The sequence below is a fragment of the Pannonibacter sp. genome (assembly GCF_051860505.1).
Taxonomy (GTDB): Bacteria; Pseudomonadota; Alphaproteobacteria; order Rhizobiales; family Stappiaceae; genus Pannonibacter.
Genome location: NZ_JBHYDX010000034.1, coordinates 26,158 through 47,820 on the forward strand (window position 1 = coordinate 26,158; position 21,663 = coordinate 47,820).

Sequence of the window (21,663 nt, forward strand, 5' to 3'; positions counted from 1 at the left end):
TGTCGGATCCTGCCGCCGAGTGGTAAAATGGCTTTGTTTGCCGAGGCTTCCGGCCCTGCTTCGCAGTTGCAGCATGAGAGCTAAAAAAAACAACGGGTGCCAACGGGTGGGACCGTTGGCACCCGCTGTGCCAGAAGCCGGCAACGGGGGGGGAACCTGGGCGACCGTTGCCGCCTTCTCGACCTCTGCGTGTGTCAGCGGGTGCCGGTGAGGGCGCGCAGAACTTCCTCAAGCGGACCGCGCCGGAACCAGATCTGCCAGATGCGGGCAAAGAGCATCGTCACGAGGCAAACGACGAGCGCGGTGACGAGATAGCCTGCTGATCCCATCTGTGCCCCGAGGCCCAGTCCATAGCCAGACACCAGCACGCCGCCGATCAGGCCCTGCAGGACGTAGGTCGTGAGCGAGCTTTTTCCCGTTGCAACAAAGGCTTGGGGGAAGGTGAAATGACGGGCGAGTTCGACGATGGCGACAAAATAGGCCGATGACAGGAACAGCGCCCCCAGCGGGCCGAGGGCCATGCCGGCGACAGCGGACCAGTCCGGCGGCTCCGGCGTGAGATTGGCTTCGGCAATGGCGTAGCCAAGGCTGAGCGTCAGGCCGGCCAGCGTGATCGGGATGATCCGGCGGCGCAGCCACAGGTAGTGCGCATTGTCCTTCTGCAGCAGTCCGGCCCGTGCGCCGGCAAGGCCAAGGCAGAAGGCGGCGAAGGCGGCCGGTCCGTTGAACAAAACGACAAAGCTGAAGGTGAAGGGCCAGTCGAACTGCCTGTAGGCCACCGCGTCCATGAAGGTGACAATGCTGGGGCCACTGGTCGTGTCGCCAAACTCGATCAGGTAAAGGCTGCCCAGCGCCACGTATGCCAACGCGGCAACGGGCACCGTTGCCAGTGCCAGCCTGACAAGACGCGAACCGGGCCAGCCGATGCATGGCCAGATCAACAGGCCAAGAAGGGCATAAAGGACCAGAATGTCGCCGGTATAGACGAAGAGCGCATGCAGCACGCCGAGCACCAAGAGGCCCAAGAGGCGGCGCGCGTAGCGGTGGGAAAAGGACTGGCCGTCCCGGACAGCCGAAGCCTGCTGGCTGACAATGCCCCAGCCGAACATGAAGGCGAACAGCGGGAAAACCTTGCCTTCGAGCAGCCAGACATTGGCGAAATAAACGATCTCGTCGAGGCCGGATGGCTCTCGCATCGGTTCCGGCGCGTCATAAAGCGCCAGCAGCGGCAGGTTGACGATACAGATGCCGACCAATGCGAAACTGCGCAGCAGATCAACTTCTGGGTTGCGGGCGCGCGACATGGCGGTATCCTCATTTGAGCGAGTGCTCAGTTAGTTATTGAGCGATCGCTCAATTGTCAAGGGCTGCAACCAGGAGGTTGAAATGGCCAAGGACGGGACCAGACCGGACGCGCAGGATGCGCGCTCGCGGATCAGCGCGGATGCGCGCAAGGCCCTGCTTGTTGCTGCAACAGCGGAACTTTTGTTCGAACGTGGCTTCAGTGGAACCAAGACGCGCGATGTGACCGAGCGCTGCGGCGTTGGAACAGGTCTTCTGAACCATTATTTCACCTGGGCCGAACTGCGGGCCGAGGCCTTTGCCAGGATCTTTGCTGAAGTGGTGGCCGAGCAGTTTCATGCCGATGTCCCGGCTCCGGATCTGCTGCATCGCTATCTCAGGACTGCATTTGCCGCAGACGCCATTCCGTTTCTTCGGCTCTGGGTCGAGGCGACGGAGCAGGCCGCCGCAGACCGGGTTCTGGCAACCGAACTGGAGCGGGCGCAGCATGCCCTGCTTGCCGGACTGACCGGCCTTTTGACACGGCTGGTCGAGGAGGAGGGGTGGAACCTGCCGGACCCGGCAGGAACAGCGCTGAGGCTGACGGCAACGCAGGACGGCCTTGCCGGGATGCTGTTGTGGGGCTTTCCGGGGCTCGATGCGGAGCGGGCCGAAGCCCATTTGCGGCAGATGTTGGACCTGGAGCGGCAGGCAGGGACGCCACCCGTCATTCCCTTGTGACGCAGCTGCGATATTGCAGGTTGCGAGACAGCGGGATTGCGCCCGCGTCTCCCATGCAAGCCAGCTCTCGGAGGCCAGCCATGACCGACATCAACAAGAACGACCTGTCCTGGGATGAATGGGACGAACTGCAGACCCCCCCGCCGGCGGTGACGGACTTCGACAAGGTTGTCGAACAGGCCCTGTCGCGCCGTGGTTTTCTGGGCGGTATTCTTGCGATGGGCTCCGCCGCAGCAGCCATGGGGTCGATCGGCGGCGTCAGCGCCTTGATGTCGAGCACCTCGGCGGAAGCCTCGACCTCGCGCTTTGCCTTCAAGCCGATCGCAATCGCCACCGACAACACGATTCATGTGCCGGAAGGCTATACCTGGGACGTGCTGGCGAAGTGGGGCGACCCGCTGTTTTCCAGCGCCGCGCCGTTCAGCGACGAAACCGGCGGTGACGCTGCCTCCGCTGACAAGATCTTTGGTGAGAACACCGACGGCATGGAACTGTTCCTGATCGGCAACCGTCAGGTGATTGCCGTCAACCACGAATATGTGAATCCGGAAATCAACCTGCCGAAGAATGACAAGGGCACGCCGGTGAGCGCCGAAGACGTGATGAAGCTGCAGAACCTGCAGGGCGTCACCGTCATGGAAGTGGCGGAAGGCGAAAACGGCTGGAGCATTGTCGTCGACAGCCCGTTCAACCGCCGCATCACCCATCTGACGCCGATGACGATCTCCGGTCCGGCCGCCGGCTCTGATCTGCTGAAGACCGAAGCTGACCCGACCGGCACGCAGAGCCTTGGCACCTTCAACAATTGCGGCGCCGGCAAGACCCCGTGGGGCACCTACCTGACCTGCGAGGAAAACTTCAACGGCTACTTCGGCACCACGGACGCGGCTTTCAAGCTGCCGGACGACTACAAGCGCTACGGCATCGTCGCCGAGACCCGCTATGCCTATGAAAAGTTCGATCCGCGCTTCGACGTGGCGAAGAACCCGAACGAGCCGCGCCGCGCCGGCTACGTTGTCGAGATCGACCCGTCTAACGCCAGCTCCACCCCTGTGAAGCGCACCGCACTTGGCCGCATCAAGCACGAGAACGCTGCCGTCGTCATCGCACGTGACGGGCGCGTGGTTGTCTATATGGGCGACGACGAGCGCGGCGAGTTCCTCTACAAATATGTCTCCAACGACATCTATGTTCCGGGCGGCGACACCTCGAAGCTGCTCGATGAAGGCATGCTCTATGTCGCCAAGTTCTCTGATGAGGGCACCGGCGAGTGGCTGGCGCTGACCCCGGAGACCACCGGCATGAAGGCCGACGAGATCGCCGTGTTCACCCGCATGGCCGCCTCCAAGGTGGGCGCGACCACCATGGACCGTCCGGAATGGGTCGCCACCAACCCGGTCGCCATCGAAGCCTATTGCTGCCTGACCAACAACACCCGCCGCGGTGAAGTGAAGGACGGCAAGCTGCGCACCAACGCCGGCGGCGACGAGATGGCCGTCAATGCCGTCAACCCGCGCGAGAAGAATGGCTATGGCCAGATCGTGCGCTGGTATCCGGCAAACAATGACCACGCGGATGCCTCGTTCAAGTGGGACCTGTTCGCCATGGCCGGCAATCCGGCCGTGCATAAGGACAGCGCCTATGCCGGGTCGCAGAACATCAACGAAGGCAACATGTTCAACTCGCCGGACGGGATGATGTTCGACACCACCGGCCTCGTCTGGATCCAGACCGACGGCGAGGACAGCAACGAGGGCGACTTCGCCGGCCAGGGCAACAACCAGATGCTGGCCGGTGATCCGGTCACCGGCCGCATCGAGCGCTTCCTTACCGGCCCGAAGGGCTCGGAAGTGACCGGCCTGACCTGGTCCGCCGACAAGCGCACCATGTTCGTCGGGATCCAGCATCCCGATGCACCGTTCCCGGACGGCGACGGCAAGCTGCCGCGCTCGGCCATTGTCGCCATCAAGCGCCAGGACAACGCGCTGGTTGGCTGAGGCCTGGCGGACGGGCTTGAAGACAAGGGAGGGCGCGCCGGCGGCGCGCCCTTTCGTTTGACAAGTCTCGACCTCTCCGAGGACATCCCGGCCAAGCGCAGCGCCGAGCCGGGACCGGAGGTTCGAGGCACCGATGTTTTAATGAGTGAATACCGGAAAGACTGTGGCTCTCCGGTCCCGGGTCTCCGCTAGGCTGCGCCCGGGATGTCAAGAGAGGGTTTGTCATCAGTCTGAGGGCGCGTCCTTTCGTTTCAAGGCCATTGCCCCAAAAGCTGTCACCCCGGACGAGCAGCGCGAGATCCGGGGCCTACTCGTTTCCAGAGAGATGCCGTATTGCCAGACGCTGCCAAACTGCGACGAGAACATATCTGGGCCCTATGGTGCGCAGGATACGGCGCTCTGGAAGCGAGTAGGCCCCGGGTCTCCGCTGCGCTGCGCCCGGGGTGACACTGGGTGAGATGGCGACGGCAAGGGAGCACTACAGCAAATCGGGCCACGCCGACGCGATGCCTTCGCAATTTTGACGTGTTCGCTGACTACGACTTCGTCCCGGCGATGCTGCATTGCCGGAGGACAGGACCGTGGATCCACAGCTGCCAGTCGTACGATCGCAGACGCTCTGCCCCTTGGCCGCGCCCCCCCATCCGGCGCTGATTGGCTTTGTCGAGGGAGCAACGCGAAGCGGGCGGTTGCCAGCGGTCGCCGCCGGGATCTGGCAGGAGGGGCAGGGCTTCATGCTGGCCACTCATGGTCTGCGGTCAGCATCCGCCAAGGCCGCCGTGACCGACAGCGACCGCTGGCACATCGGCTCGATCACCAAGTCGATGACGGCGCTGCTGCTGATGCGGCTCGGAAGCCGGCACGGAGTGACACTGGAAACGCCGCTGGCCGATCTGGTCTCTCTCCCCTTGCACGAGACGCTGAAGCCGGTGACCCTGAGGCTCCTGCTGGCGCACCGGGCCGGACTGACCGCGAACCCGCGGACAGCGCAGGCATTCCCAAGACATGGGCCGGTGACCCATGGCGCGGCCCATGGCCCCGAGCGGGATGCGATGATCGCGCCCTTTCTGCTGAAGCAGGTGAAGCCGGGCAGGCACAGCTATTCCAACATCGGCTACATGCTCGCCAGCCATATCGCCGAACGGCTGGGCGCGGACAGCTACGAGGCCTTGATGCGGGCCGAGATTGCGGCGCCGCTCGGGCTCGCAAGCTTCGGCTTTGGTCCGCCGCGCGGGCAAGGGCCGCTGGACGAGCCGCTCGGCCATACATCGCTGCTCGGCTTCTTCCGCAGGCCCGTGCCGAGCGACTCCATCCGTGCGGACCTCGCGGCGTGCCTTGCACCGGCCGGACTGGTGCATCTGTCAATGGGCGATCTCCTCAGCTATGGCGCTGCCGTCTTGCGGCTGGCGCGCGGCGAGGACGGGGTCATTTCCGCCGCCGCTTTCGCGGACCTCACACGCAGTCCCGATGACTATGCCGGTGGCTGGGTCAAGGGAGAGGAGCCCTGGTCGAACGGTCCGTACCTCGGTCACAATGGCTCAAACCAGCGCTGGTACGCCGATCTCACGATCCTGCCGGGCAAGGGACGGGTGCTGGCCTTCGCCACCAATGTCTTCGGCCTGCCCGGCTTTGGCGCTGCCATGCGCTGGCGCGGGATTGCGGCGGTTCGCGATGAGGTGACGTCTCAGCCGGCCTCCGGTGCAAGTTCCAAGCGTAGCGAGCAAAGGCGCGTGCAATGACCAAAGTTCCCCTCCTCAAGGACATTCAGTCACTGGAAGAGGCGCTGTACCGGCCGGAGATCCGGCGCTCGCGGGAAGCGGTCGGGAGTTTGCTCGCGGACGGCTTTTTCGAGTTTGGTTCATCCGGGCGTGTCTACGACCGCGCCCGCACCATCGAGCTTCTCGCCTCGGAAAGCGGTGCGGTAGAAAGCGGCTTGAAGACACAGGACCACGCCCTGACGTTACTCGCAGAGGGAGTGGTCCTTCTGACTTACCAGTCGGAAAGCACGTCCGAAAACGGGGTGCCGCCACGGGTGTTGCGAAGCTCTATCTGGAAGCAGGATGGCGCACGGTGGCGGATGGTTTTTCATCAGGGCACGGTGAGAGAGTAAGCGTGGACTCCTGAAGGCGAGGGCAAGCCGCCGCGCCCTTTTTGTTTCAAGGTCATTGCTCCAATGGCTGTCACCCCGGACGAGCAACGCGAGATCCGGGGCCTACTCGTTTCCAGAGCAGTGCCGTATTGCCAGATACTGCCACACTGCGACGAGTATACATCTGGGCCCAATGATGCGCAGGATGCGGCGCTCTGGAAACGAGTAGGCCCCGGGTCTCCGCTGCGCTGCGCCCGGGGTGACGCCAGAGGGGTCGGATTTTGCCATCAACCTCAGGGCGCGTTGACGTCTTCACGCGCGGAAGACCGTCAGGGCGAGGTGGTAGAGGAGCAGGATGGTCTTGGCGTCGGGGATGCGACCGGCGGCGACCATCGCCATGACCTCGTCGAAGGGCAGGTCGAGCACGGTGATGTCCTCGCCTTCGTCCGCCTTGCCGCCGCCGTCGGAGATGCGGTCGGCCGGCGAATAGGGGGCGATGAAGAAGGTGAGGCGTTCGGTGAGGGAGCCGGGGCTCATGAAGGGGGCAAACAGCTGCTCGACGGGGCCCAGCCGGTAGCCGGTCTCTTCCTCCACCTCCAGACGGATGCGCGTTTCCGGATCGGCATTGTCGAGGAGGCCGGCCGGGGCCTCGATCAGTTCCTCCGCATGGCCGCTGACGAGCGCCGGCAGGCGGAACTGGCGGGTCAGCAGCACGTGGCGGCGCACCGGGTCATAGGGCAACAGCACGGCGCCGTGGCCCCGGTCATAGACCTCGCGCACCTGCGGCTGCCAGTCGCCATCGGAGCGGCGATAACGGAAGCCGTATTTCGTCAGCCGTCCCCAGTTCGCGGACAAGAGCTCCTGCGTGTCGATCTCGACGCGGCCTTCGAGCGAGGCACCAAGGAAGGCGGGGAGGGAAGCGGGCGTTGGCATGCGTGGAATCCTGTTTGAACTGGACGGCAGGAGGAAAGCGTGCAAAAACGTGCAGAGTCAAGATAAAACGTGCAGAGCAAGATGCTGACTTCGGAACGGAAGACGTTGTTGCTGGATCTGCTGGCGCGAGACGGCCGGCTGGTTGCTGCTGATCTGGCCCTACGGTTTGGCCTGTCGGAGGACACGGTCCGGCGCGATCTGCGGGAACTGGCTGCGGCAGGAAAGCTGGTACGCGTGCATGGCGGGGCCTTGCCGGCATCGCCGGCAACGGCGCCCTATGCGGCCCGAACGGAAATCGCCGAAGCAAGCAAAGCGCGCGTGGCAGGTGCTGCCGCTGCCATGATCGGCCAAGGGCAGGTGGTGGTGATCGACGGCGGAACAACCAGCGTGCAGCTGGTGCGACACTTGCCGCAAGGTCTCGAAGCGACCGTGATCACGCACAGTCCTCTGATCGCGGTGGAGCTTCTGCCCCATGCCGGTATCGAGGTGATCCTCATCGGCGGGCGGCTCGACCGGCATTCGGTGATCGCAACGGGAGCCCAGGCGATGGAAGATATCGCCCGGCTGCGGGCGGAAACCTATTTCATGGGGGTGACCGGTGTGGAGCCGGATGCCGGACTGACGACCGGGCATTTCGAGGAAGCGGCGTTAAAACGGGCCTTGATGCGCGTATCGGCCGAAACGGTGGTGCTGGCCTCGCAGGAAAAACTTGGTGCTGCCTCGGCCTACCAGATCGCGCCGCTGTCGGCGGCCTCAGCAGTCATCACGGATGTGGATGCCGATACCCCTTCGGTGGAGCGTATCCGCCAGACGGGAATGACAGTGCATCTTGTCTAGCGCACTTTCGGCGAAAACGGTGCCGCCGAAAGTGTTGGAACTCTTTGTTTCACGAAATTCCGGACGCAAAACCGGTTCCCGATTCTGCTGGAAATGCGCTAGCGCTCCAGAGCCTCCCGCAGGGCGTGGTAGGAGGCCTTGGGGGTGCGGGTGAGGCTGTCGAAGTCGACGTGGACGAGGCCGAAGCGTTTCTCGTAGCCGAGCGACCATTCATAATTGTCCATGAGTGACCAGACGAAATAGCCGGCGACAGGAACCCCGGCGGACGCGGCCCGGCGTACGGCCTCCAGATGGCTGGCGATATAGGCGATGCGGCCGGCATCCTCCACCGCGCCGCCCTCGATCACGTCCGGATTGGCCATGCCGTTCTCCGTCACGTAGAGCGGCAGGCCCTTCGTGTAGTCGGCGTGGGTGCGCTTGAGGAAATGCTCGAGCCCCTCGGGATAGATTTCCCAGCCCATCTGCGTCTTCGGCAGCGGTCCACCTACTTCGCGCAAGGACGGCCAGGGGCTGGCCGGATCGGCGGCGATGAGCTTGCGGGTGTAGTAGTTGAGCCCGCACCAGTCGACCGGGGTGCCGATGATGTCGAAGTCGTCCTGCCAGCCCGCCGGCATGTGCGGCAGGAAGGCCTCCAGAACCTCCGACGGGTATTCCTTGCGGAACATGCCCGACAGGAACCAGCGATTGTAGTAGCCGTCATAGACCCGGGCGGCCTCTATGTCTGCGGCGCTGTCGCTGGCAGCCTGCGCATATTCGAAATTGCAGACCGCGCCGAGATTGCCCATGCCCAGCGCCCGCATGGCCTGGATCGCGCGGCCATGCGCCAGCAGCACGTGATGCATGGCGCGCGCGGTGGCGCGGATGTCGCGCAGGCCTGGGGCATGGTGGCCCATGAAATGCGACAGAAAAGCCACGCACCACGGCTCGTTGATGGGCGCTGCCGACCAGACCCGGTCGCCGATCCGGCGCATGATGACGTCGGTGTAGTCGGCGAACCAGCTGGCGATGTCACGGTTGCGCCAGCCACCAAGGTCCAGCAGCGGTGAGGGCAGTTCCCAGTGGTAAAGCGTGGCGGCGGGCTTCAGGCCGCGCTCCAGCAGCCCGTCGACCAGGCGGTCATAGAAGTCGAGCCCCTCGCCATTGACCTGGCCGCGGCCCTCGGGAATGACGCGGGCCCAGGAGGTGGAGAAGCGGTAGACGTCGAAATTGCCATCGCGGATCAGGTCGAGATCCTGATCTAGGCGAAGATAGTGCTCGCAGGCGCGTGCGCCATTCTCGGCCCGCACCACATTGCCGGGCGTTGCGGCAAAGTCGTCCCACTGGGTGCGGCCTGCGCCACCAAAACCATGCCCCTCGATCTGGTAGCTGGAAGTGGCAGCGCCGAACAGGAAGCCGGCCGGAAAATCAGAACGGGCGAAGGTCATCAGGTAGCGGTCCCTTGGCTGACCGGGCCGGTGGACTGGCCAATGATGAGATCAGCCTCCAGCAGACGGGTCTGGGGTTCGTCGGATGGATCGGAAATGATCGACAGAAGCATCTCGGCGGCCTGCCGGCCGGCTTCGCGGACCGATGAGCGTGTCGCCGTGTAAATCGGCACGTCTTCGCCGTTCTTCATGTAGCTGAGATCGTCATCGTGGATGATGATCGACACGTCGCGGCCAAGTTTGAGGCCGCGCGCCTCGACGGCGCGGCGGACGCCCATTCCGGAAATCATCGAAGCGACAAGGAACGCCGTCGGCGGTTCGGGCAGCGCCAGCATGGTGGCAGCCAGCGCATGGCCACGCCCTTCCGTCATCTCGGCACTCGACATCAGCTCCGGCGCCGGCGTCAGGCCGCGTGCCTCCTGGGCCTCGGTAAAGCCGATGCGGCGGCGCATGGCGAAATCCATGAACTCAAGGCCGTTGACCAGCGCGATGCGGCGATGGCCGAGATCAAGCAGGAAGTCGGTGGCGCGGCGAAAGGCGCGGCGGTTGTTCACGTCGAGCCAGGAATAGGGTGTCTGGCTGCCGCTAGCCCGCCCATGCACGACGAAGGGCAGACCGATGTCGGTCAGAAGCGGGATGCGCGGATCGTCCATGCGCGGACCATGCACGATCACGCCGTCGACGGTGCCGCGCGCCTTGAGTTCCCGATAGGCCGCGTCTTCATCGTTGTCCGGCACGACAGACAGGACCATGTCGTAGCCGTTGCGGGAATAGGTTTCACCGGCACCGGCGATGAAGTCGGCAAAGACCGGGTTCACCATCTCGTGCTTGTTGGCGATCGGGATCACATGGCCGATGGCCATGGCCCGGCCGGTCGCCAGGCGCTGGGCGCGGGAATTGGGGCGGTAGTTGAACCGCTTGGCTGCCGCCATGACGCGCTCGCGCGTTGCCTCATTCACCTCCGGATAGCCGTTGAGGGCCCGGCTGACCGTGGTGGGAGACAATCCGAGCTGGCGGGACAGTTCCTTGAGATTCATGTACGACAGTTTTCCAAACCGCTTTGAATTTCACGCAACTCTAACGGGGCAATGGTATTCCGTCAAAGCCCTGCAGCAGCGAACTTCGCTGCGGCGCACAAGATTTATGGCAGTCATGCTGGCCTTTCCTGAATCTTTTGGAGCCCTGATTGACTCTGCTTCGGCAATCGGCGAGTGTGCGTCATCCAAAGCGGTTTGAATTTGCCGCCGCAAAGGACTGTGCGCGCCGCGCTCGGCGCGCTCGCAACTGGGAGGTTAGCGATGAAGAGCGTATTTCTGGCGGGTGCGGCTGCACTTGCCCTGATGGCCGGTCCCGCCGCAGCGCAGGAGCTGAAATTTGCGCCGGGCCAGGATGCCAAGTTCAACTGGGCGAGCTTCGAGGCGCTGAAGGCCCAGGATCTCAAGGGGCAGGAGATTTCCATTCTCGGGCCCTGGCTCGGGCCAGACAAGGAGCTGGTCGAAAGCGTCATCGCCTATTTCGAGGCAGCCACGGGCGCCAAGGTGAACTACTCGGGCTCTGACAGCTTCGAGCAGCAGATTGTCATTGATGCCGAGGCTGGTTCCCCGCCCAACATCGCCATCTTCCCGCAGCCGGGCTTGGCCCGTGACCTTGCCTCCAAGGGGCAGCTTGCCCCGCTCGGCCAGGACACCGCCGACTGGCTGCGCGACAATTATGCAGCAGGCCAGTCCTGGGTCGATCTGTCCACCTACAAGGGCAAGGACGGCAAGGAGGACCTCTACGGCTTCTTCTACAAGGTCGATGTGAAGTCCCTGGTCTGGTACGTGCCGGAAAACTTCGAAGATGCCGGCTACGAAGTTCCCAAGAGCATGGAAGACCTCAAGGCGCTGACCGACAAGATCGTTGCCGACGGCGGGACGCCCTGGTGCATCGGGCTCGGCTCGGGCGCAGCCACTGGCTGGCCGGCGACCGACTGGGTCGAGGACATGATGCTGCGCACCCAGTCGCCGGCCGACTATGACGCCTGGACCTCGAATGGCATGAAGTTCGATGATCCGAAGGTGGTCGCGGCCATCGAGGAATTCGGCCACTTCGCCCGAAACGACAAGTATGTCGCAGGCGGAGCAAGCGCTGTCGCCTCGACCGACTTCCGCGACAGCCCGAAGGGGCTCTTTGCCTCGCCGCCGCAATGCTACATGCACCGCCAGGCATCGTTCATCCCGTCCTTCTTCCCGGACGGCACCAAGATCGGCGAGGATGTCGATTTCTTCTACTTTCCGTCCTACGCGGCCAAGGACCTCGGCCAGCCGGTGCTGGGTGCAGGTACGCTGTTTGCCATCACCAAGGACAGCCCGGCCACGCGCGCCTTCATCGACTTCCTGAAGTCGCCGATCGCGCATGAGGTCTGGATGGCCCAGACCGGCTTCCTGACCCCGCACAAGGGCGTGAACCCGGATGTCTATGGCGATCCGACCTTGAAGAAGATGGGCGACATCCTGCTGGGCGCCAGCACGTTCCGCTTCGACGGCTCCGACCTGATGCCAGGTGCCGTTGGCGCGGGTGCCTTCTGGACCGGCATGGTTGACTACACCGGCGGCAAGGACGCCAAGGTGGTCGCCGGCGAGATCCAGAAGACCTGGGACACGCTGAAGTAAGGGCTGCGCGCCCGCGCTCGCAGTCTGCAACCCGATCATCCCGGACCGGGCAGGGTTCGGTCCGGGATGGCACCAACGCTGTTTTTCCGGCGGTTTGTGAAGCAACTCGGGGTCATCCCCGCCTTGTGCGGGGATCCACCTTCTCTTGCGGTGAACTGAAGGTACTGGGTCTGGTTTTCTGCCGTTTGGATCCCCGCACAAGGCGAGGATGACCGGAGTGGGGAGGGTGGGTTCTGGCAGGACTGACCCTGAGAGAGCCGGATCCTGCCGGGTTCGGGCCCTGCGGTTAGATCAAGGACAGCCAGGCTTTTTTCGCCAGTCGACGGCTGAAAAACAAGGAACGGCGCGGAAAAGCGCCAACCTCCGGGAGGAAGCATGTTCGAACAACTGATGATGGCGGGTTCGACCATCGTGGTCGGCGTGTTCGGCTGCGTGGCCTATTTCTTTGCCTCGAACCTGATCCTGGACCGGATCTATCCGGCAAAAGGCCCCAATGCGGGGGCGAACATCAACCGGGCCAGCGCCATCCGGCCGTGGCTGTTTCTGGCTCCGGCCGTCAGCCTGCTCGGACTTTATCTGGTCTATCCGGTGTTCGTGTCGATCTGGCTGTCGCTGCATGACAGCTCGGGCGATAATTTTGTCGGCCTCTCCAACTACAGCTGGCTTCTCGGGGATACGAAATTCCGCGAGTCCATGCGCAACAACCTGTTGTGGCTGCTTGTGGTGCCGGCGGCCTCGACGTTTTTCGGTCTCATCGCGGCGGCGCTGACCGACCGGATCCGCTGGGGCAATTTCGCCAAGTCGCTGATCTTCATGCCGATGGCGATCTCCTTTATTGGCGCCTCGGTGATCTGGAAGTTCATCTATGACTTCCGGGGCGAGGGCCAGGCGCAGATCGGCCTGCTGAATGCCGTTGTTGAGGCGTTTGGCAGCACGCCGCAGACCTGGCTGACGCTGGAGCCGTTCAACAGCCTGTTCCTGATGATGGTGCTGATCTGGATTCAGACCGGCTTTGCCATGGTGATCCTGTCGGCGGCCTTGCGCGGCATTCCGGAAGAGACCATCGAGGCCGCGATCCTCGACGGGGCTTCGCCCTTGCAGATCTTCCTCAAGATCAAGGTGCCGCAGATCTGGGGCACGATCGCCGTCGTGTGGACGACGATCACGATCCTGGTGCTGAAGGTGTTCGACATTGTGCTGGCCATGACCAATGGCCAGTGGGGGACGCAGGTTCTGGCCAATCTCATGTTTGACTGGATGTTCCGTGGCAATGATGCGGGCCGCGCCTCGACGGTTGCCCTGGTGATCATGCTGCTGGTGACGCCGATCATGATCTGGAACATCCGCAATGCCCGCAAGGAGATGCGCTGATGGACAATATCGCGGGCACCCGGTCCAGGCTGGTCTGGGCGGTCAACCTGTCAGTGGTGGCGCTGGTCCTGCTGTGGACCATCCCAACCTTCGGACTGCTGGTTTCTTCTGTGCGCAACGCCGATCAGATCGCCTCGTCCGGCTGGTGGCAGGCACTGTTTCCGGCAACGCAGAACCTGATCGTGCGCGCCGCCCCGGCCGAAAGCCAAATCGAGGACGGGTCGAAGTTTGTCCTCACCGGGCAGGCGCTGGACGGCGGCTCCGGAACGGTCTCGGCCTTTGGCGTCACCTCGCGCGAGCCGACGGCCTTCGAGCCCGGTGTGACGGCTGATCTTGGCGAGGGGCGGACCGTGAGCGTGGCCAGCGACGGCAGCTACCGGATCGAGAGCCCGGTTCCCTTTGAGGGCCGCAGCCCGCGCATCTTCGTGACGGCCGAGACACCGCCGTCCTTCACCAGCCAGAATTATGCCAAGGTGATCGGCGCCGAAGGGCTGGGCCGGGCCTTCCTCAACACGATGACGGTGACGATCCCGGCGACGATCATCCCGATCCTGATTGCCGCCTTCGCCGCCTATGCGCTGGCCTGGATGGATTTTCCCGGACGGGCGCTGATCATCGCAGCCATCGTCGGGCTCTTGGTGGTGCCGCTGCAGATGGCGCTGATCCCGCTCCTGAAACTGCACAACGCCATCGGCATCGGCAAGGATTACCTCGGCATCTGGCTGGCGCATACAGGCTTCGGACTGCCGCTCGCCATCTACCTGTTGCGCAATTACATGGCCGGACTTCCGCGCGAGATCATCGAGAGCGCGCGGGTGGACGGGGCGACGGATTTCCAGATTTTTCTGAAGATCATCCTGCCGCTCAGCTTCCCGGCCCTTGCCTCCTTCGCCATCTTCCAGTTCCTGTGGACCTGGAACGACCTCCTCGTCGCCACCGTGTTCCTCGGCAATACCGAGAGCCAGCTGGTGATGACCGGCGTCCTGCGTGAGCTGCTCGGCTCCAAGGGCGGCGAGTGGGAAATCCTGGCGGCCTCGGCGTTCCTGTCGATCCTCGTGCCGCTGATCGTCTTCTTTGCCATGCAAAAGTATCTGGTGCGCGGCCTTCTGGCCGGCTCTGTCAAGTAAGCTGCGAGACTGTTTTCATGACGTATCTGACCAAGGACAAGGACTGGTGGCGTGGTGCGGTGATCTATCAGATCTATCCGCGCAGCTATCAGGATCTCAACGACGACGGCATCGGCGATCTCGCCGGCATTGTCTCGCGCCTGCCGCATATCGCCAGCCTCGGCGTCGACGGCATCTGGATCAGCCCGTTCTTCACCTCGCCGATGAAGGACTTCGGCTATGACGTGTCGGACTATTGCGATGTCGATCCGATGTTCGGAACGCTGGCCGACTTCGACCGGCTGATCGAGACCGCGCATGCGCATGGCCTCAAGGTCATGATCGACCTGGTGCTGTCGCACACCTCCGACAAGCACGCCTGGTTCGAGGAAAGCCGCCAGAGCCGCGACAACCCGAAGGCCGACTGGTATGTCTGGGCCGATCCCAAGCCGGATGGCACCGTGCCGACCAACTGGCTGTCGGTGTTCGGCGGTTCCTCCTGGCACTGGGACGGGCGGCGCGAGCAGTATTACCTGCATAATTTCCTGGTCTCGCAGCCGGACCTCAACTTCCACAATCCGGCGGTGCAGGACGCGCTGCTCGACGTGGCCGGCTTCTGGCTGAAGCGCGGCGTCGACGGGTTCCGCCTCGACACCATCAACTTCTATTTCCACGACAAGGAGCTTCGGGATAATCCGCCCCTGCCGAAGGACCAGCGCAACACGCTGACAGCGCCGGCGGTGAACCCCTACAATCACCAGCTCCATCTCTACGACAAGAACCAGCCGGAGAACCTGGGCTTCCTGCGCCGCCTGCGCGCGGTGATGGAGCCATTCGATGCTGCAGCGGTTGGCGAGATCGGCGACAGCCAGCGCGGGCTGGAGATCCTGGGCGAATACACCCGCGGCAATGATCTCATGCAGATGAGCTATGCTTTCGAGTTCCTGGCCGGGGCCGGACTGACGGCGCCCTATGTGGCGAGCGTGTTCGAGCATTTCGACCGGGTCGCCTCGGAAGGCTGGGCCTGCTGGGCCTTCTCCAACCATGACGTGGTGCGCCACATCAGCCGCTGGAACCTGACGCCAGCGGCGGCGCGCACCTACATCACCCTGCTGATGTGCCTGCGCGGCTCGGCCTGCATCTACCAGGGCGAGGAGCTGGGCCTGCCGGAGGCCGACGTTGCCTTCGAGGACCTGCAGGATCCCTATGGCATCGAGTTCTGGCCGAAGTTCAAGGGCCGCGACGGCTGCCGCACGCCGATGGTCTGGCGCACGGACAATGGCTATGGCGGCTTCTCCAACACCAAGCCCTGGCTGCCGGTTCCGGCTGAGCACCTGCCGCTGGCGGCAGAGGCGCAGGAGCAGGATGCGGGTGCGCTGGTACATCACTACCGCCGCGCCATCGGCCTGCGCCAGGCGCAGGTGGCGCTGAAGAAGGGCAACCAGTCGGCGATGCGGGCCGAGGGCAACGTGCTCGTGTTCGAGCGCGAGGGCGGCGGCGAGACGCTGACCTGCGTCTTCAACCTGTCGGACACCCCTGCGGATGTGACGCTGCCAGCGGGCCCGCGCGAGACCCTGGGTGAGGACATCGGCAGCATCGCGCCGCGCGATGGCGTCGTGCAGCTCGGCCCCTGGGGCGTGTCGATCACCCGCAAGGCCTGACAAGACCCAAGAACAAGGGCGTAGGGAGGAACCACCATGGCCGATCTGAAGCTGACGGATGTCGCCAAGGCCTATGGCGACGTGAAAGTGCTCGGCAACATCAACCTGGATATCAAGCAGGGCGAGCTGATCGTCTTCGTCGGGCCATCGGGCTGCGGCAAGTCCACGTTGCTGCGCATGATCGCGGGGCTGGAGCGCATCAGCGGCGGCCGGCTGGAAATCGACGGCATGCTGATGAACGACGTGCCGCCGGCCCAGCGCGGCATCGCCATGGTGTTCCAGTCCTACGCCCTCTATCCGCACATGACCGTGCGCGAGAACATGGCCTTCGCCCTGAAGATCGCCGGCAAGAGCCGCGCCGAGATCGAAGCTGCCGTCACCAAGGCAGCCGGGATCCTGCAGCTGACGCCCTATCTCGACCGGTTGCCCAAGGCGCTGTCCGGTGGCCAGCGCCAGCGCGTCGCCATCGGCCGGGCCATCGTGCGCGACCCGAAGGTCTATCTGTTCGACGAGCCGCTTTCCAACCTCGACGCGGCGCTGCGTGTGGCGACGCGCATCGAGATCGCCCAGCTCAAGGAGCAGATGCCGCAGTCGACGATGATCTACGTCACCCACGATCAGGTGGAGGCCATGACGCTCGCCAGCCGCATAGTCGTGCTGGCCGGCGGCGGCATCAGCCAGGTCGGCACGCCGATGGAACTTTACTTGAGGCCCGAGAACGAGTTCGTGGCGCAGTTCATCGGCTCTCCGGCCATGAACCTCCTGCCCGGCGAGATCGTTTCGACGGGCGCGGAAACCCATGTGCGACTGGACAACGGCGGCATGGCACGGGTGGCCATTGCGACAACGGCAGCCGATGAAGGGCTGAAGGTCAATCTCGGCGTGCGGCCGGAAGACCTGACGGTCAGCGCTGAGCCCTCGATCTACACCGGCGACGTGGAGATCACCGAGGCGCTGGGCGAGGTGACGCTGCTCTATTTCCGCAAGGACGCGGACGGCCGGCAGATGGTCGCCAAACTCCCCGGCATTCACGGTGACCTCAAGCACCGCAGCGTGCACCTGACCGCCGCCCCCGACAAGCTGCACCTGTTCCATAGCGGTAAGTCGCTGCTGTACCGGTGAGGGGAATGACGGCCCGCTTTGGGGATTAGAAGCCTCACAGTTCCCCTCCCCCTCGTGGGGAGGGGCTAGGGGTGGGGGGCTGACGAGCCGATGTGTTTTTAGAGGATTCTTCGGTCAGACCGGCGATGGATCGGTAGATGGGGGATGGTTTAGGTGGAGCTGTGCAGTCTCTGAGAGGCTGCTCCCCCCACCCCTGACCCGACCTGGGTCGAGCCAACGGTCTCGCCCCGCCTTCGGCCCCCACCAGGGGGAGGGGAGCGAGAGGTTGTGCCATGGGAGGGCAAGAGAGGCAGGAGAACTGGTTCGGCGTTTGCGGAACGGCTGCACACCCACACTGTCCGCTGACGCAGACATCTCCCCCTCAAGGGGGAAGAAGAGGCTGCGGCGAGGGTGGGCAACGTTTCCGAAACCGGAAGCCTCTCAGTTCCCCTCCCCCCTCGTGGGGAGGGGCTAGGGGTGGGGGGAACAGAGTGCAATCCAGGCAACCTGCGTTCCTGACTGGGCGTGTTTCACGCACTTTGCGATCAAGCGGCCACCGTGCCCCCCACCCCTCCCCACGAGGGGGAGGGGGGCTGAGAGGCCTCGACGACCGTCTAGCTTCATATGCGATAGCCTTCCCCACCAGGGGGAGGGGAGCGAAAGGCTGTGCCGCGGGACTGGGGAGAGGAGGCTGTAGCTCTGGCGGGATTTCGTAATCCCGCCAGAGCTAGCCCCGCATCTCGTCGCGCAGGACGATGGCGGTGGTGAGGTCGGCGATGTGGGGCAGGGAGGCGATGGTGTCGCGCAGGCGATTGAGCGCTTCGGTGTCCGCGACGCTGACCGAGACGATCAGGTCCGTGTCGCCCGTGAGCGAGGCACAGGCGGAGACGCCGGGCAAGTGGATGATGCGGGAAACCGTGTCGCGCGCCGGTGTCTTGGTGAGGCGGACGAGAAGATGCGCCTGCAGGGCGGCGCCCATCGCCTCGGGGGCAATGTCGGCGTGATAGCCGCGGATGATCCCGGCCTTTTCCATCCGGTCGATGCGCTCGCGCACGGAGGAGCGGGCAAGGCCCACTTCGGCAGCCAGCGTCTTGAGCGGCAGCCGCGCATCGGCCTTTAGAAGCTCAATGATCCGCCGGTTGATCTCGTCCAGATGCATGTCCTCCCCCCTTGTGCCTTGCCCCCACTGCCTGAGTGCCGGCCCGACATAGCAAAGCGGCGGCCCTGCCGCCACTTTGGCGGCTGCCTTGACCTGCATTCTCATGTCAGTTCTGGTGGGACTTCTGACGGGAGAGACCGATGCCGATTGAAGAAAACCGCCCGACCCTGAGTCCGGACGAGGCGCTCGCCATCCTCGCTGATGCCTATGGCCTGACCGGCCGGCTGACGCCGCTGCCGAGCGAGCGCGACCAGAATTTTGCCTTTGAAGCCGCCGACGGCATGAAGGCGATCCTGAAGATTTCGCAGCACGGGGAAGACCCCGAGGCGCTGGCGTTCCAGGAGGCGATGCTGGCGCATCTGGCGATTGCCGATCCTAGTCTGCCGGTGCCGCGCCTCATTGCCCGGCGCGATGGTGCGCTGAGCGGGACCGTCGACAGCGCGGATGGCCGCAGCCATGCGGTCCGGCTGGTCTCCTATCTCCCCGGCGAGGCGATGGCGGATGCGCGCGGCGATCACGCGACCCTGCGCGATCTGGGCCGCGTGCTCGGACGGCTCGACTGGGCGCTTGTTTCTTTCGGCCATGCCGGTGCCATGCGGACCTTCGACTGGGACATCCGCCAGACGCCGCGCGCCCGGTCGCGGCTTGCAGCGATCCGCGATGCGGGCGACCGCGCGCGGGTGGCGGCGATCCTCGAGGCCTATGACAGCCGCGTTGCCCCGGCGCTGGCGAGATTGCCGCATCAGGTGATCCACAACGACGCCAACGACTGGAACCTGCTGGTGGATGCGGCGGGCCGTGTCTCGGGCGTGATCGACTTCGGCGACGCGCTGTTCTCGCCAAGGGTTGCAGAGGTGGCTGTCGCCCTCGCCTACGCGATGATGGAGCGGGACAACCCGATCCTCGCCGGGGCCGAACTGGTGGCGGGCTATCACGCCGAACATCCGCTGAGCGATCTGGAGTTCGCCCTGCTGCCTGATCTGATTGCCGCGCGGCTGGCGATCTCGGTCAGCCTGTCGAGCGAACGGGCGGCGCTGGCGGCGGACAATCCTTATCTCAGCGTCTCCGAGCGCGGCGCCTTCCGCCTGATCGAGACGCTGGCGCGGCAGGACCGGCACATCGTCACGGGGATCTTCCGCAAGGCAGCAGGGCTTGAGGCCGCCCCCGGCGCGGAGCGGGTGAAGGCATGGCTTGCCGCCCACCGCAACCGTCTGGCGCCCCTGATGCAGCCGCATCCGGCACGGGCGGAAAAGCATGTGCTGAAGCTTGCCGACCTGAATGACCCGCTGGTCGCGGCGAGCCGGACGCAGGACCACGCAAGGGCCGCTAACCTCTATGCGGCCGAGATGGAGGCCGCCGGGGCGGAGCTCGGCATGGGGCCCTGGGGCGAGGTGCGCGAGGTCTATGCCGCGCCGTTCTTTGCCTCCAAGCTGATCGCCGGTGAACGGCGCAAGATGCATCTGGGGCTCGACATCTTCGCGCCTGCCGGCACCGTGCTCACCGCGCCGCTCACGGGGCGCGTGGTGGGCCTGGCGATCAACCCGGACCCGCTCGACTATGGCGGGCTGATCGTGCTGGAGCATGAGCCCGAGCCGGGGCTGGTGTTCCGCACGCTGTGGGGCCATCTCGCCCATGCCTCGATCGCGCGGCTCAGCCTTGGCCAGATGATCGCTGCCGGCGCGGAAGTGGCGCGGCTGGGCGACACGGACCAGAACGGCGGCTGGCTGCCGCATCTCCACCTACAGGTGGTGCTGCCGGACTATCCCGACATTGCCTGCATTCCGGGGGTCGGCGAGGCGGCGCTGGAGGCGGTCTGGGCGGATCTCTATCCGAAAGCCTATGATCTGGCCGGCCTGCCGCCGGAGACCTTCGAGAATACCGGCCGCGACAAGGCGAGCCTCATAGCGGCGCGCAAGGCGCTGCTCGGCCCCAACCTGTCGCTGTCCTACCGCGAGCCGCTCAAGATCGTGCGCGGCGAGGGCGTCTGGCTGATCGATGCGGGCGGGCGCGCCTATCTCGACTGCTACAACAACGTCGCCCATGTCGGGCATTGCCACCCGCATGTGGTGGCGGCGCTCTGCGACCAGATCGGCACGCTCAACACCAACACCCGCTACCTGCACGATGCCATCATCGACTACGCCGAGCGGCTGAAGGCGACCCTGCCGGAGGGGCTCGACACGTTCTACTTCACCTCCTCGGGGAGCGAGGCGAACGAGGTGGCGCTGCGCATGGCCCGGGCGGTGACGGGGCGCAAGGGTACGCTGGTGATCGACTGGGCCTATCACGGCACGACCCAGGGATTGATCGACGTCAGCGCCTACAAGTACAAGCGCAAGGGCGGCCATGGGAAGCCGGCCACCACCCATGAACTGCCGCTGCCCGAGGTCTACCGCGCCCCGGCCGACTGGCCGGCCGACGAAATCGGGGCGCGCTATGTGGGGCAGGCCGAAGACAACATCGCCGGGCTGATGGCGCGGGGCGAGGTGCCGGCGGCCTTCATCGCCGAGACCATCCCCTCTGTGGCCGGGCAGGTGTTCCTGCCTGAGGGTTACCTTAAGGGCATTTATGCGGCGGCGCGCAAAGCGGGGATCGTCTGCATCGCCGACGAGGTGCAGGTGGGCTTCGGCCGGGTAGGCGGCACCATGTGGGCCTTCGAGGAGCATGGCGTGGTGCCGGACATCGTCACCATGGGCAAGCCGATCGGGGCCGGCCATCCGATGGGGCTGGTGGCGACACGGCGTGAGATCGCCGCCGCCTTCGCCAACGGCATGGAATATTTCAACACCTTCGGCGGCAACCCGGTGTCGTGCCGGGCGGCGGCGGCCGTGCTTGACGTGATGCAGGCGGAGGGCCTGCAGGAGAACGCCGCGCGGGAGGGAGCTTACCTGCTGGAGGCGTTCCGGGCGCTGATGGCCGAGGACGAGCAGATCGGCGACGTGCGCGGGCGCGGCCTGTTCTTTGGCATCGAGATGGTCACCGACCGGGCGAGCAAGGCGCACAATGGCACCCGGGCCGGGGCCATCGTCGGGCGCATGCGCGAGCTGGGCGTGTTGGCCGGCACCGACGGGCCGTTCGACAACGTCATCAAGCTGCGCCCGCCCATGGTCTTCGCCCGAGACCACTCCGACCTGTTGCTGACGGTGTTCCGTCAGGCGCTGGTGGAGACGCGGGGACGGTGAGGGGAGGCAGCTCGTTCGCGCCAATGCCTATTGGAGTTCGAGGTCTATCGGCGCCCCTCCCCCTCGTGGGGCCTGTTGCATAATTCCCCGTGAAGCGAGAGGATTGTTTTGTTTGGTGCTTCGGGGGTTT

The 21,663-nt window shown here is 64.7% G+C and carries 16 protein-coding genes; 11 read left to right on the top strand and 5 right to left on the bottom strand.

The window, feature by feature from the left end:
• Positions 1-194 precede the first annotated feature (194 nt).
• A complete protein-coding gene (locus tag ACTIFE_RS19190; protein WP_439530746.1) occupies positions 195-1,304 on the bottom strand; it encodes a DUF418 domain-containing protein in 1,110 nt (369 codons plus the stop codon).
• A gap of 82 nt (positions 1,305-1,386) precedes the next feature.
• On the opposite strand from ACTIFE_RS19190, the gene ACTIFE_RS19195 reads away from it, so the two are divergent.
• The 4 genes from ACTIFE_RS19195 to ACTIFE_RS19210 all read left to right on the top strand — a co-directional run bounded on the left by ACTIFE_RS19195 (position 1,387) and on the right by ACTIFE_RS19210 (position 6,129).
• Positions 1,387-2,022, top strand: coding sequence for a TetR/AcrR family transcriptional regulator (locus tag ACTIFE_RS19195; protein ID WP_439530747.1), 636 nt, complete (start codon positions 1,387-1,389; stop codon positions 2,020-2,022).
• Between the two features lie 80 nt (positions 2,023-2,102).
• Positions 2,103-4,019: a PhoX family protein gene (locus tag ACTIFE_RS19200; protein WP_439530748.1), complete on the top strand. Its 1,917-nt coding sequence runs from the start codon at positions 2,103-2,105 to the stop codon at positions 4,017-4,019.
• Between the two features lie 626 nt (positions 4,020-4,645).
• On the top strand, positions 4,646-5,758 hold the full coding sequence (locus ACTIFE_RS19205; protein ID WP_439530749.1) for a serine hydrolase domain-containing protein: 1,113 nt from the start codon (positions 4,646-4,648) through the stop codon (positions 5,756-5,758).
• Positions 5,755-6,129, top strand: coding sequence for a DUF4440 domain-containing protein (locus tag ACTIFE_RS19210; protein WP_439530750.1), 375 nt, complete (start codon positions 5,755-5,757; stop codon positions 6,127-6,129). The genes ACTIFE_RS19205 and ACTIFE_RS19210 overlap by 4 nt, the downstream gene beginning before the upstream one ends.
• 291 nt (positions 6,130-6,420) lie before the next feature.
• Here the strand turns inward: ACTIFE_RS19210 and ACTIFE_RS19215 are convergent, their stop codons facing one another.
• Positions 6,421-7,041: an NUDIX domain-containing protein gene (locus ACTIFE_RS19215; protein WP_439530751.1), complete on the bottom strand. Its 621-nt coding sequence runs from the start codon at positions 7,039-7,041 to the stop codon at positions 6,421-6,423.
• Positions 7,042-7,110: 69 nt separating this feature from the next.
• On the opposite strand from ACTIFE_RS19215, the gene ACTIFE_RS19220 reads away from it, so the two are divergent.
• On the top strand, positions 7,111-7,878 hold the full coding sequence (locus ACTIFE_RS19220; protein ID WP_439530752.1) for a DeoR/GlpR family DNA-binding transcription regulator: 768 nt from the start codon (positions 7,111-7,113) through the stop codon (positions 7,876-7,878).
• Between the two features lie 98 nt (positions 7,879-7,976).
• Here ACTIFE_RS19220 and ACTIFE_RS19225 read toward each other — a convergent pair whose 3' ends face one another.
• Both ACTIFE_RS19225 and ACTIFE_RS19230 read right to left on the bottom strand, forming a co-directional pair.
• Positions 7,977-9,302 carry a GH1 family beta-glucosidase gene (locus ACTIFE_RS19225; RefSeq protein ID WP_439530753.1) on the bottom strand — a complete coding sequence of 442 codons (1,326 nt, stop codon included), beginning with the start codon at positions 9,300-9,302 and terminating at the stop codon, positions 7,977-7,979.
• A complete protein-coding gene (locus ACTIFE_RS19230) occupies positions 9,302-10,339 on the bottom strand; it encodes a LacI family DNA-binding transcriptional regulator (protein WP_439530754.1) in 1,038 nt (345 codons plus the stop codon). Before ACTIFE_RS19230 ends, ACTIFE_RS19225 begins: the two co-directional genes overlap by 1 nt.
• 261 nt (positions 10,340-10,600) lie before the next feature.
• On the opposite strand from ACTIFE_RS19230, the gene ACTIFE_RS19235 reads away from it, so the two are divergent.
• The 5 genes from ACTIFE_RS19235 to ACTIFE_RS19255 all read left to right on the top strand — a co-directional run bounded on the left by ACTIFE_RS19235 (position 10,601) and on the right by ACTIFE_RS19255 (position 17,213).
• The gene (locus ACTIFE_RS19235) at positions 10,601-11,953 is read left to right on the top strand and encodes an ABC transporter substrate-binding protein (protein ID WP_439530755.1); all 1,353 of its coding nucleotides are present in this window, start codon (positions 10,601-10,603) and stop codon (positions 11,951-11,953) included.
• A 375-nt stretch (positions 11,954-12,328) separates the two neighbouring features.
• Positions 12,329-13,324, top strand: a complete 996-nt coding sequence (locus tag ACTIFE_RS19240; protein WP_439530756.1) for a carbohydrate ABC transporter permease — start codon at positions 12,329-12,331, stop codon at positions 13,322-13,324.
• Positions 13,324-14,451 (top strand): carbohydrate ABC transporter permease, encoded by a 1,128-nt coding sequence (locus ACTIFE_RS19245; RefSeq protein ID WP_439530757.1) that lies wholly within the window; start codon positions 13,324-13,326, stop codon positions 14,449-14,451. The genes ACTIFE_RS19240 and ACTIFE_RS19245 overlap by 1 nt, the downstream gene beginning before the upstream one ends.
• A gap of 17 nt (positions 14,452-14,468) precedes the next feature.
• On the top strand, positions 14,469-16,091 hold the full coding sequence (locus ACTIFE_RS19250; protein ID WP_439530758.1) for an alpha-glucosidase family protein: 1,623 nt from the start codon (positions 14,469-14,471) through the stop codon (positions 16,089-16,091).
• Between the two features lie 36 nt (positions 16,092-16,127).
• Positions 16,128-17,213 carry an ABC transporter ATP-binding protein gene (locus tag ACTIFE_RS19255; RefSeq protein ID WP_439530759.1) on the top strand — a complete coding sequence of 362 codons (1,086 nt, stop codon included), beginning with the start codon at positions 16,128-16,130 and terminating at the stop codon, positions 17,211-17,213.
• A gap of 706 nt (positions 17,214-17,919) precedes the next feature.
• Here ACTIFE_RS19255 and ACTIFE_RS19260 read toward each other — a convergent pair.
• Entirely contained in the window at positions 17,920-18,351 is a 432-nt protein-coding gene (locus tag ACTIFE_RS19260; RefSeq protein WP_439530760.1) for an Lrp/AsnC family transcriptional regulator, read from the bottom strand.
• Positions 18,352-18,491: 140 nt separating this feature from the next.
• Between ACTIFE_RS19260 and ACTIFE_RS19265 the strand changes: the two genes are divergently transcribed.
• A complete protein-coding gene (locus ACTIFE_RS19265; protein ID WP_439530761.1) occupies positions 18,492-21,533 on the top strand; it encodes an aminotransferase class III-fold pyridoxal phosphate-dependent enzyme in 3,042 nt (1,013 codons plus the stop codon).
• Positions 21,534-21,663: the final 130 nt, after the last annotated feature.